We start from the raw sequence: 12,031 nt of genomic DNA on the forward strand, positions 1-12,031 counted from the left end.
ATCCGTATATATGAAGAAAGTAATAATTACCCTGTTTGTCCTATTTGCTTGCTACTTGCCTTCAAAGGCACAACAGGATCCTATCTATTCCCAGTATATGTTCAATGGCCTGGCCATCAATCCTGCCTATGCAAGCATGGATGAGTCAGCCCGACTGACAGTAGATGGCCGTAATCAATGGGTGGGAGTAGACGGAGCTCCCAAAACTGCTACATTTTCATTTTATTCACCATTGAATGAAAGGGGAACTACACTTGGATTGTCTGCCATGAGGGAGAGCATCACAGTAGATACCCGTACAGATTTAAATATTTTTGCATCACAGAAAGTAGACCTTACAGAAGAGCTACATCTTGCGATGGGATTGATAGTAGGTATGTCGCAGTATAAGGAGAATAATAGTACGCTGACTACGACAGATCCAACCTTTGCCAGCAACCTGAGTTACATGAAAACAAATGTTGGCTTCGGATTTGCGTTGTTTACAGAGAAGTTTTACCTGGGTTTGGGTGCACCTATGTTCAAAAGTTTTGACATTGGAAAAAGTGTAAACAGGATTGTGACGAAACCGCACTATTACATGCAGGCAGCTTATGTATTTGATATTAATGAGGATCTGAAATTCAAGCCTACATTGCTGTTGAGAGATGTGAAAGGATCAGGACTGAATTATGATTTCAATGCCAGTGTACTCTTAAAAGAACTGGTGTGGCTGGGAGCTTCGTGGAGATCAGAGAAGACAGTGACAGGAATGGTAGGTGTTAGATTGACACCACAATTAGAAATGGGATATTCATATGATACACCTACAAATTCAAATCTCAAAGGCGCACAATCAGTATCACATGAGCTGATGATTAGCTATAGATTTGGATGGAGTAGCGATCACGAGATTTTGCCCCGACTTTTTTAGTCTATTAACCGAAACACCCTACGGGGTCATCAGTTCCCGCACCAAAAGTGCGGGAATTTTATTTTCTATCTGGTTGATTATTAGTTGATAATAAAGAGCTAGAAAAAAATAAAAAAAATAAATCCAAAGGAAAACCGTGTTTAAACATTTATCGTATGTATTTTCATAGCGGTGCAAAGCCAGCAACCTATAAGCTGGGAAACACCCAAAGATTTTAATTAGAAAAGTTGTGTCTTTTAATGGTTAACTTGGGAAACAGCCTGGTATTTTTACCAGGCTGGATTTTTTATAGCATTTTCCTCATCACGAAGTCATTCATCCAGTACCCATTTCCAATGTATATATCTTTCTCTTCGTATACTTCAAACCCGGTTTTCTCGTAAAAATAACGGGCCTTGTTATACTTATTTACATTCAGTTCCAGTATGTGTGCACCTGTTGCTTTCACTGCATCGATCACGGTGTTAAGCAGGAATTTGCCAGCGCCTTTTCCCTGGTAATCAGGGTGTAAGTATATCTTGTTCAGCTTGTATACACCAGGCTCTTCTTTCGGGCTATAGCCTGCAAAACCAATTGTCCTTTTTCCATCCCACATCAGGAGAAAGGTATGATCGGAAGTGAGTTGTCTGGTCAGTTCTTCCGTATTATACAACAATGCTATCATATAGTCCAGTTGTGCCTGGGGAAGGATAGACAGGTAGGTAGCTGGCCAGATCTGGTTGGTCAGTTCCTGTATAATAGGAATTTCCTGCGTGGTAGCATGCGTGATCTGATACATCATTTATTTTTTATCTCCTCAATCACCTGCAGCAGTCTTGCTTTGGGAGTAAAGCCACTGGCTATCAGGTATAACTGTTCGTCTTTTTCAAGTATAGCAGCTGGAAAACCGGTGATACCCCATTGTTGTACGATGTTAAACTCCTGGTTGGTAGCGTACTTGTTATCGTCTTCCTTCATGTTGTTCAGGAAGGCCTGCACTGGGATATTGTACTTTTCCAGAATGGGAATGTAGGTATCGTTATTATTGAGGCTTTTGCCTTCAAAGTTGAGTGCTACCTGCATATCATGAGCAAAGTTTACGGCATTTTCCGGTTGGTATTGCTTGAATATGGTCAATGCGATACTGGGCTTTTCGGAGTCCATGATATCGTCTGAGCGCAGGTATTCATTCAGGAAAGGATCACCAAAGGTAATGCCGGTGGTAGCCTCGACCTGTTTGTGAGCTTCCTTGATGTAGTTGTACATTGCGGAGGCAGGGCGGCGGTTAGCACTTAATAACATACCGCCAGACAGTATCTCTACCGATATCTCTCCTTTAAATTGCTCCTGGATCTCCTGGATCACGGGCGTAAAGCCATAACACCATCCACAGATGGGATCATAGATATAGATCAGTTTCATTGTTCGTTATTTTTTCCTGTTGTGGATATGGGTTTCTAAAGCTTCTTTTGAATAGCTACTCAGGTTACCGTCGGCAGTCAGACCTCCTTTGCGGGCGGCTAGAGTTCCGTAGTAAACATCTTTGTAACCGGCTATACTGTGGGCATCGGGATCGATGGAGAGCAGTACGCCTTTTTCGCGTGCATAGGGTATCCATTCCCAGTCGATGTCGAGTCGGCGGGGATGTGCATTCAGTTCAATGACAACATTGTGTTCGGCACAGGCGTCTATGATACGGTGGTGATCTACAGGATAACCGTTACGGCTCAGCAGGAGTCGTCCGGTCATATGGCCTAAGATAGTGGTATATGGATTTTCAATTGCTTTCAGCAGTCTGCTCATTGCTTTCTCTTCACTCATTTTTAAATTGGAGTGAACAGAAGCGATAACGAGGTCGAAGGAAGCCAGAATTTCGTCCGGATAATCCAGGTTGCCATCGTTGAGAATATCTGCTTCAATGCTTTTGAAAATGCGAAAAGGTGCGAGTTGTTGATTGAGTGCATCGATCTGTGCATGTTGTTCAGCAATGCGCTCAATACTGAGTCCGTTAGCATAAAATGCGGAGCGGGAGTGGTCGCTGATCACGAGGTATTCAAAGCCCTGGGCTTTGGCGGCGAGGGCCATTTCTTCGAGGGTATATTGACCATCGCTCCAGGTACTGTGTGAGTGGATGATGCCTTTGATATCCTGTGGGGTGATCAGGTCAGGGAGCTGCTGTACTTGCAGCATACTGCCGTCGTTGCGGAGGCAGGGGGGGAGGTAGGGCAGGTTGGCCTGTGAGAAGATTTGTTCTTCCGTAGCACCGGGTGTAAGGCCTGCAGCGCCGCCGGCGGCAAAGAAGCTTTCGACGAAAGCGGGAGTGGCGGTAGTAAGAAAAAGTGATTTACCAAAATCGTCGATGGCAGATGGATAGATCCTCACTTTTACCTTTTGCGCATGTTGAAACAGCAGGGAGTTAGGCGTTTCTTCTATAAAGGTGAAGCTTAATTTTTCTCTGATGATTTCAGGTGCGGCGTCTACAACCAGTTCTATTTCATCGATGATGATTTCGTTTCTTCTTACTTGTCCGGTAAGGGATACGGCGGCTGGTGCAAACAGTGTTTGTATTTCTTTTTCCAGTTCATTGGCGAGGGTTTCCACTTCGGCGAAGAGGTAACGATCGCGGTTACTGAAATAAAATTCGATGCTTTGTTTTACGCTGTCCTGTGTTTTCTGGCCGAAGCCTTTCAGGAGCATGAGGCGATTTTCGTTGCAGGCGTAGAGAAGTTCGCCGAGGGATTCTACTTCCAGGTCTTTCCAGATAGAAGCGATTTTTTTAGGTCCCAGGCCTTTGATCTTCATCATTTCGAGAATGCCGGATGGAGTTTTGTCGATATAGGTATCAAGTAGGCTCCATTGTTCGGTTTGCAGCATTTCCTGGATGCTTTTGCTGATGGATTCGCCGAATCCTTTGATTTTGGCGATCTCCTCAGTATGCATGTCCTGTAGGGAAGTGGTAAGTTTTTCTACGGTGAATGCTGCATTGGCGAACGACTTTGCTTTGAAGCTGTTTTCACCGTGGATGTCCATGAGTTTGGACAGCAACGAGAAGTTGTCTGCGATAGTGCTGTTATCCGGCATAATTTGATTTGAACTGCGAATTTCGGTTTTTTAAAGATGGAATTCCAACGGCAAAGAATAAAAGATCTTTCATTAAAAAGATTTTAAATCCCTCTACCTTGCTGCTGCAAGCCAATTCAAACTTCTATAAAAACACGAAAGGTCCTGGTTATTCACCAGAACCTTTATTTCACAGTGTGTAAAATCGTAATTATGCTTCAGTTGAAGGAGCATCAGTCTGTGGAGCTGGAGCAACCACTTTCTTCTTAGCAGCAACCTTCTTCTTAGGAGCAGCTTTCTTAGCAGCAGCCTTTTTAGGAGCAGCTTTCTTAGCAGCAGCTTTTTTAGGAGCAGCTTTCTTAGCAGCAGCCTTTTTAGGAGCAGCTTTCTTAGCAGCAGCCTTTTTAGGAGCAACTTTCTTAGCGGTTGCTTTCTTAGCAGCAGCTTTTTTAGGAGCAGCTTTCTTAGCGGTTGCTTTCTTAGCAGCAGCTTTTTTAGGAGCGGCTTTCTTAGCAGCAGCTTTTTTAGGAGCAGCTTTCTTAGCGGTTGCTTTTTTAGCAGCAGCTTTTTTAGGAGCAGCTTTCTTAGCGGTTGCTTTCTTAGCAGCAGCCTTTTTAGGAGCAGCTTTTTTAGCCGCTTTTTTAATTGTTGCCATTGTTTTTTGAATTTTGGGTTAGTAATTAAAATTGGGTATTAAAAAAAACTTTATGGCAAACACTGCGCCAAGCTTACGCCTGGGCAGTGGTGTCAAATGATTTTACAGAAACGATGGTTCTGTTCTCGCGTCCTTTTCTGAACTCAACAACACCATCAGCTACCGCAAAAATGGTAAAATCTCTACCAATTCCTACGTTAGCACCTGGATGGTAAACTGTACCGCGCTGACGAACGATGATGTTGCCAGATACAGCAGGTTGACCACCAAATATTTTTACTCCCAGCCTTTTGCTTTGAGAGTCACGGCCATTCTTTACACTACCTTCACCTTTTTTATGTGCCATTTCTATGGAAGTTTAAAACTTTAATTAATTAAGCAATTTCTGAAATACGAATCTTCGTAAAGTGAGTACGGTGTCCAACTTTCTTCCTGAAACCCTTTCTGCGTTTCATTTTAAAAGCAATAACCTTATCTCCCTGAACGTGGCTCAGGATTTCTGCTTTAACTACTGATTTTACATCAGTGCCAACGGTCAGCGCGCCGCCATTATCTATTAACAACACTTCAGAGAACTGCACTTTATCTCCAATATTTCCCTGCAACTGTTGTACAAAGATTTCTTGGTCTTTTTGTACTTTGAATTGCTGACCTGCGATTTTTACAACTGCAAACATAGTGATCCAAAAATAATTTCCTGCAAAAGTAGGATTTGTTTTTAAATTGACAAAGTTTTCTCCATATTTAAAATGCGTTTGCCATCAAAGCATACGTTTTAAAGGAGAATACCATTTATTTTCAAAGATACGTAGTTTATTTTAATATAGTTTGTTATTATATGTAAGTTCCACGAACCACTATGCACAACATTACCTTAAAAGCCACAATCAGAGCCAATTTAACTAATATGTAAATTTGGTTGGCACCAGCAAAAAAACTGCGCACATGGAGTTCATTCCATTCCTTTTATAACAATTTTTATTTTATACATTTGTCCTTTCACATATTCTAAAATAATGGGCATGAAGCTTAAATCACTGCTTGCCAAACCATTTGCTTCCATTGTAGCCAACAGGATCAGGAAGGAGATGCAGAGGGCGGTAGAAGACCAGGAAGCTATCCTGGAGGAGTTGATTAAAACAGGCAGGAAGACCGAATTTGGAAAAGACCACCACTTTGACAATATCCATTCCTATAATGATTTCAGACAGGCAGTGCCTATCAGAGACTATGAACAGTTCAAACCTTATATTAATAAAATAAAAGAAGGCAAACAGAACATACTCTGGAAAGGCTTGCCCATTTACCTTGCCAAAACATCTGGTACCACCAGTGGGGTAAAGTATATTCCAATCACCAAGGAATCTATTTCTAATCATATTGATACAGCCAGGAATGCCCTGCTTAACTACATGGCAGAAACCGGGCACACTGACTTTGCCGATGGTAAACTCATTTTCCTCTCCGGCTCTCCCGTGCTGGAAAGGGTAGGGGGTACTCCTTATGGCCGCCTCAGTGGTATAGTGAACCATCACGTACCCCGCTACCTGCGTACCAATCAGCTGCCCACTTACGAAACCAACTGTATCGAAGACTGGGAAACCAAGCTGGATAAAATAGTAGATGAAACCATCAATCAGGATATGACCCTCATCTCTGGTATTCCGCCATGGATGCAGATGTACTTTGACAGATTGATAGAACGTAGTGGAAAGCCTGTGGGTGAACTGTTCAAAAACCTCAATGTACTCGTATATGGTGGTGTGAACTTTGAACCTTACCGTGCAAAACTAATGGCATCTGTAGGTCGTCCGATCAATACCATCGAGACTTTCCCGGCATCAGAAGGTTTCTTTGCCTTCCAGGATACACAGGAGCACAAAGGTCTTTTGCTCAATACCAACTCTGGTATATTCTACGAATTTATACCTGCTAATGAGATCTTTAACGAGCATCCTACCCGTCTTTCCCTGAAAGATGTGGAAGTGGGCGTCAACTACGCCCTCGTAGTCAGCACTAACGCAGGTCTCTGGGGATACAACATTGGCGATACAGTGAAGTTTGTATCCACCAATCCTTATCGTTTGCTGGTAACCGGTCGTATTAAACATTTCATTTCCGCCTTCGGTGAACACGTGATTGGGGAAGAAGTTGAGCACAGCCTTATGACAGCAGCGAAGGAAGATAATTTACAGATCACGGAGTTTACCGTGGCGCCTATGGTAAGTCCTGAAGCTGGTGAACTACCTTACCATGAATGGTTTGTGGAGTTCGAAAACCCGCCTGCAGACATTAACGCATTTGCAAAAAGAGTGGATGACAATCTTCGTAAAAAGAATATTTACTACGACGACCTGCTCACCGGCAACATTCTGCAACCATTAAAGATCAGAACAGTCAAGAAACAGGGTTTTATAGATTATATGAAGTCAGTTGGTAAACTGGGTGGTCAGAACAAGGTGCCCAGACTGAGTAATGACAGAGCATTAGCGGACGAGTTGATGAATTATCTGGCATAAAGCAGGACAGATGTCGGACTACGCATGTCCGCATTTCTTGTAATTCCCTTATTATTGCAACAATGAGTAAGAAAAATATAGCCATTTTTGGCTCCACAGGATCAATTGGCATCCAGGCGCTGGAGGTAATAGAGGCGCATCCTGATAAGTTCAGTGTCGAAGTGTTGACCGCTGGTGTCAATGCTGATCTGCTCATAGAACAGGCCCTCAAATTCAGACCTAATGCAGTAGTGATCGCTGATGAATCAAAATACGAAAGCATAAAGGAAGTACTCTTTGACAAAGGCATCAAGGTATTTGCCGGTGCCAAAGCAATGGTAGAAGTAGCTTCCTGGAGCTCGATCGATATGATGCTGGCTGCCATCATGGGCTTTGCCGGCCTGGCGCCAACCCTGGCTGCTATTGAACAAGGTACCCCCATCGCCCTGGCGAACAAGGAAACCCTGGTCGTAGCTGGTGATATCGTAATGGGTACTGCCAGAAAAAGGAATGTACCTGTAATACCTGTAGATTCTGAGCACTCAGCGATCTTCCAGTGTTTGATGGGCGAGTCTTCGGCCAAAGTGGAAAAAATGATCCTCACTGCTTCAGGTGGTCCTTTCCTGGGTAAGAAAACCAACTTCCTCATTAATGTGAAAAAGGACCATGCCCTCCAGCATCCAAACTGGCGCATGGGACCCAAAATCACTATTGATAGTGCAACCCTCATGAACAAAGGGTTGGAAATGATCGAGGCACGCTGGCTCTTCAACATTGATCCTGACAAGATCGAGGTGGTAATCCATCCACAATCTATCATTCACTCCCTGGTACAGTTTGTAGATGGTAGCATGAAAGCCCAGATGGGTTTGCCTGATATGAAACTGCCTATCCAGTTTGCATTAGGGTATCCTACAAGATTGGAAAACGACTTTCCTCGTTTCTCATTCAGGAATTATTCCAACCTCACATTCGAACAACCGGATACCAAGACCTTCCGTAACCTGGGTATCGCTATCGAGGCAATGCTGAAGGGTGGTAATGCGGCGTGTGTGATGAATGCGGCAAATGAAGAGGTGGTACATGCGTTCCTGAAGAACCGTATCGGCTTCCTGCAGATGACAGATGTCATAGAAGAAATCATGGGCAAGGTGCCATTCATCGAAAAGCCGACCCTGCATGATTACTATGAAAGTGACCTGGCAGCAAGGGAACACGCGAATAATATGATCAACGCTATCATAATTTAACATAGCATAGCTGCGATATCGCAGTTATACCGGCTATCTTTGCCCATTCCCTGTTATAGAGAAAAAACAACATATATTTACTGTCAGACAAAGTATACATGACAACACAAGAAATATTGGTAAAAGCCGGGCAGTTGATACTGTCACTATCTATACTGGTAGTATTGCATGAGCTCGGACATTTTATCCCTGCAAAACTGTTTAAGACGCGCGTAGAGAAATTTTATCTCTTTTTTGACCCCTGGTTTTCATTATTCAAATTCAGGAAAGGTGAGACGGAGTATGGTATAGGTTGGTTGCCATTGGGTGGTTATGTTAAGATCTCCGGCATGGTAGATGAAAGCATGGACCGCGAACAGCTGGCCAAGCCACCGGAGCCATGGGAATTCCGTTCCAAAAAAGCATGGCAGCGTCTCATTATCATGATTGGTGGTGTGACGGTGAACCTGCTGTTAGGTTTCCTCATCTATTCCATGATGTTATGGCATTGGGGTGAAACTTACCTGCCTACAGCAAACACCACTTACGGTATTGCTGCCGATTCACTGGCGCAGACGATTGGACTGAGAGATGGAGATATGATCGTGAGTGTAGCGAATGAACCTGTGGAAAACTTCAAAGCGATTCCTGGTAAGATTGTACTGCGTGAAGCAAAAACTATCCAGATCTCCCGCGATGGACAGAAAATAGATATCGCCATTCCGGAAGGATTTGTGGGTAAGATGATCAAGCATAAGAATTCTCTCATGGATGTGAGAGTGCCTTTCCTGGTAGATACAGTAGCTGCCAATACACCGGCAGATAGTGCTGGTATCCGTAAGGGCGACCAGATCCTGACATTGAATGGACAGCCGGCTTATTATTACCATGAGTACAAAAAGGAAATTGTAAAAGATGTGAATAAGACCGTACCACTGCAGGTATTGCGTGGTGGAGATACGGTGAACTTAACGGTGCGTGTACCTGAAAAAGCGGTGTTAGGTTTGAATGTGAACATCGAGAAGATGTTTACATTCTCAATCAAACATTTTACATTCTTTGAAGCGATTCCGGCTGGTTTTAATAAGTGTATTAATACGCTGGTGGGTTATGTGCAGCAGTTGCGTTTGATCTTTGTGTCTAAAGAAGTAAAGGCGAGTGAGTCTTTGGGTGGTTTTATGACGATAGCGAAGTTGTTTCCTGGCGAGTGGGATTGGATGTCATTCTGGGAGATGACGGCATTGTTGTCTATCATATTGGCGTTTATGAACATTCTGCCGATTCCTGCGTTAGATGGGGGGCATGTGTTATTCCTGATTTATGAGATGGTAACAGGTAGAAAGCCGAGTGAGAAATTCCTGGAGTATGCACAGATAGTGGGGATGGTGATATTGTTTGGGTTGCTGTTGTATGCGAATGGGTTGGATATTTACAGAAGTATATTTGGGAAGTAAGTATAAATTAAATTTTGAAGAAGGAAGAGGTCGAAGGGCTTCTTCCTTCTTTTTTTATGCGAAACTGACTTGAGGTTCTAATTTTAATAATCGTCTATCTAACTCATCCAGACTGTATTCTATTTTTTCTGACCTCACATCCATCATTTCAAATTTGTGATCAAATTTGATCTCCATTGAATTCAGTCTTTTTTCGAGTTTCTCTATCCTGTTATAAACGGCCATAAACCGCAGGTCCAGTTTCTGTTCCATTGACCTAAGTGCACCCAGCACTATAGTAAATTGTGAATCTGACATTGTAATCTGTTTAATGGTTTATACCTTCAAATCTACTTAACTTTCCCTGTGATTCCAAATAATAAGCCTTGCAATATATTGATTACAAGTGTGTTATCGGTTTAATACGCTCACTATCATTCTAGCTTTTTCATACTCAATTTTATTTATATCTAAATATCACGTATCTTTGTTAGCTGCGAAAGCAGATCTGGGGCTGCCCGGTTTTGACAGCATAGGTCTTTGAAAGTGTAAGCATGTCGTGCGTTGGATAATTAGCACGTAAATCTGAATACCCAAACTTCAAATGGCGAATCTAACTACGCCATGGCTGCCTAATCAGAGATTAGACACCCATTATAGCCGCCGCGAGCTGGCCGTCTACTCCAGCTGCCGCCGCCGAATCATAAACATGTAGAATAGGTACTCATGGTTTCTGTGAGTGAGTGCTGAAACAACAACGGATAAGGACAAGGTTGGTTAGTTATGCCCCTGCCGTGTCTCGAAAAAATAATGCATAAATAAACATGTAGAAGCCTTTCGGAGGATGTGTTTGGACGCGGGTTCGACTCCCGCCAGCTCCACAAATGGTTATAAATTAACTGTTTATAACTACTATATTATTACTAATAGGTTCATAATCAATGGTTATGAGCCTATTTTCTTTATAAGACCTCCCTGAATTAATAGGAACTAAAAATACCAATCCGGTTACCGACACTTCAAATTTTAGTTACCAATTAATTCATTGATAATGAATGTTTTAAATACAAGATATAATTTTTGGTTAGCCAAATCAAAGATAAATTCACAGGGAAAAGTACCCATCTATATGCGGATTACTGTGGGTGCTGAAAGAGCAGAAATATCTACAGGGATATATATAAATATCAAAAACTGGGATGAAAAGCGGCAAACAATAAAAGGGAAAGATATTGATGTAGATATTAATAACGCAAAACTTGATCAATTAATAAAATCCTTCAAATCATCGGTAAAAGAACTTATTGATAATGAAGTAGAATACACTTCCGAAACCCTGAAGAATAAAATTCTGGGCAAGGATGTTATTTATAAATCCCTAATTCCAATTTTTGAATCTCACATAAAGAAAATGGAAGAATTGGAAGGGAAAGATTACGCACCATCCACCATTAAACGCTACAAGACAACTTTAACCCATGTACAAGAATTCATAAAATATAAACACAAACAAACCGATGTGTTGTTGTCACACCTAAATCTTTCCTTTGTAAATGAATTAGAACATTATTTTAAAACTGTTAAAAATTGCAATCATAATTCTTCCGTCAAGTACATAAAGAATTTAAGAAGTGTTATCAATCAGGCAGTGGCTAATGGTTTTATTGAAAAAGACCCGTTTGCCAATTATAAGGCAAAAATAAAACCAGTAGAGATGGAATTTTTAAATGAAGCTGAAATTGCCAAGATTGAAGAAAAGCAATTTGATATTGTAAGGATGGAGAATATCAAAAAGATATTTCTGTTTCAAATTTACACGGGGTTAGCTTATGTTGATATAGAGAATTTAAGGAAAAGTAATATAGTAGAAGTTCAGGGGAAAAAATGGATCAATACCAGTAGAACAAAAACAAACATCCCTGTACGTCTGCCATTGATTAAAAAAGCCTTGGAACTAATTGATCTAACTATTCCCGGTGATAAAATATTCAATGTACCAAGTAATCAAAAATTCAATAGCTATTTAAAGGAATTAGGAGCCATTTGTGGCATTAATAAGAACCTTTGCACCCATATGGCAAGAAGAACATTTGCTACCACTATAACCCTTTTAAATGGCGTTTCTATTGATGCTGTAAGTAAGATGCTTGGTCATACTAAAATATCAACCACCCAAATCTATGCTAAGGTTGTTGATGAAAAAATATTAAAGGAAATGGAAAAAATTGATGAATAAGAAAAGGGGGCATTACAGCCCCCTTCTT

12 protein-coding genes and 1 other RNA gene are annotated in these 12,031 nt (G+C 41.8%); 6 read left to right on the forward strand and 7 right to left on the reverse strand.

The genetic code is table 11. The annotated features are described in order from the left end of the window. Positions 1–10 precede the first annotated feature (10 nt). Positions 11–913 (forward strand): type IX secretion system membrane protein PorP/SprF, encoded by a 903-nt coding sequence (locus SIO70_RS11580; protein ID WP_083720599.1) that lies wholly within the window; start codon positions 11–13, stop codon positions 911–913. Between the two features lie 286 nt (positions 914–1,199). Here the strand turns inward: SIO70_RS11580 and SIO70_RS11585 are convergent, their stop codons facing one another. The 6 genes from SIO70_RS11585 to rplU form a co-directional block, all read right to left on the reverse strand. After that, positions 1,200–1,694, reverse strand: coding sequence for a GNAT family N-acetyltransferase (locus SIO70_RS11585; protein WP_320581018.1), 495 nt, complete (start codon positions 1,692–1,694; stop codon positions 1,200–1,202). Further along, positions 1,691–2,314 (reverse strand): DsbA family protein, encoded by a 624-nt coding sequence (locus tag SIO70_RS11590; protein WP_320581019.1) that lies wholly within the window; start codon positions 2,312–2,314, stop codon positions 1,691–1,693. Before SIO70_RS11590 ends, SIO70_RS11585 begins: the two co-directional genes overlap by 4 nt. A 6-nt stretch (positions 2,315–2,320) precedes the next feature. After that, complete coding sequence (locus SIO70_RS11595; protein WP_320581020.1) at positions 2,321–3,973, reverse strand: helix-hairpin-helix domain-containing protein; 1,653 nt, start codon at positions 3,971–3,973, stop codon at positions 2,321–2,323. A 190-nt stretch (positions 3,974–4,163) separates the two neighbouring features. Further along, on the reverse strand, positions 4,164–4,607 hold the full coding sequence (locus SIO70_RS11600; RefSeq protein WP_320581021.1) for a histone H1-like repetitive region-containing protein: 444 nt from the start codon (positions 4,605–4,607) through the stop codon (positions 4,164–4,166). 73 nt (positions 4,608–4,680) lie between these two features. Then, entirely contained in the window at positions 4,681–4,953 is a 273-nt protein-coding gene (rpmA, locus tag SIO70_RS11605) for a 50S ribosomal protein L27 (protein WP_116851816.1), read from the reverse strand. 28 nt (positions 4,954–4,981) lie between these two features. Beyond that, on the reverse strand, positions 4,982–5,284 hold the full coding sequence (gene rplU / locus SIO70_RS11610) for a 50S ribosomal protein L21 (RefSeq protein WP_072359712.1): 303 nt from the start codon (positions 5,282–5,284) through the stop codon (positions 4,982–4,984). Positions 5,285–5,629: 345 nt separating this feature from the next. On the opposite strand from rplU, the gene SIO70_RS11615 reads away from it, so the two are divergent. The 3 genes from SIO70_RS11615 (at position 5,630) to rseP (ending at position 9,788) form a co-directional block, all read left to right on the forward strand. Then, entirely contained in the window at positions 5,630–7,126 is a 1,497-nt protein-coding gene (locus SIO70_RS11615; RefSeq protein ID WP_320581022.1) for a GH3 auxin-responsive promoter family protein, read from the forward strand. Positions 7,127–7,188: 62 nt separating this feature from the next. After that, positions 7,189–8,355, forward strand: coding sequence for a 1-deoxy-D-xylulose-5-phosphate reductoisomerase (locus SIO70_RS11620; protein WP_320581023.1), 1,167 nt, complete (start codon positions 7,189–7,191; stop codon positions 8,353–8,355). A 98-nt stretch (positions 8,356–8,453) separates the two neighbouring features. Continuing rightward, positions 8,454–9,788: an RIP metalloprotease RseP gene (gene rseP, locus SIO70_RS11625; protein ID WP_320581024.1), complete on the forward strand. Its 1,335-nt coding sequence runs from the start codon at positions 8,454–8,456 to the stop codon at positions 9,786–9,788. A 54-nt stretch (positions 9,789–9,842) separates the two neighbouring features. Here the strand turns inward: rseP and SIO70_RS11630 are convergent, their stop codons facing one another. Further along, positions 9,843–10,085, reverse strand: a complete 243-nt coding sequence (locus SIO70_RS11630; protein ID WP_320581025.1) for a hypothetical protein — start codon at positions 10,083–10,085, stop codon at positions 9,843–9,845. Positions 10,086–10,277: 192 nt separating this feature from the next. Between SIO70_RS11630 and ssrA the strand changes: the two genes are divergently transcribed. After that, positions 10,278–10,651, forward strand: a transfer-messenger RNA (tmRNA) gene (ssrA, locus tag SIO70_RS11635). A 167-nt stretch (positions 10,652–10,818) separates the two neighbouring features. After that, entirely contained in the window at positions 10,819–12,003 is a 1,185-nt protein-coding gene (locus tag SIO70_RS11640) for a site-specific integrase (protein WP_320581026.1), read from the forward strand. The last annotated feature ends 28 nt before the right edge of the window (positions 12,004–12,031 follow it).

It is taken from the genome of Chitinophaga sancti (assembly GCF_034087045.1).
Taxonomy (GTDB): domain Bacteria; phylum Bacteroidota; class Bacteroidia; order Chitinophagales; family Chitinophagaceae; genus Chitinophaga; species Chitinophaga sancti_B.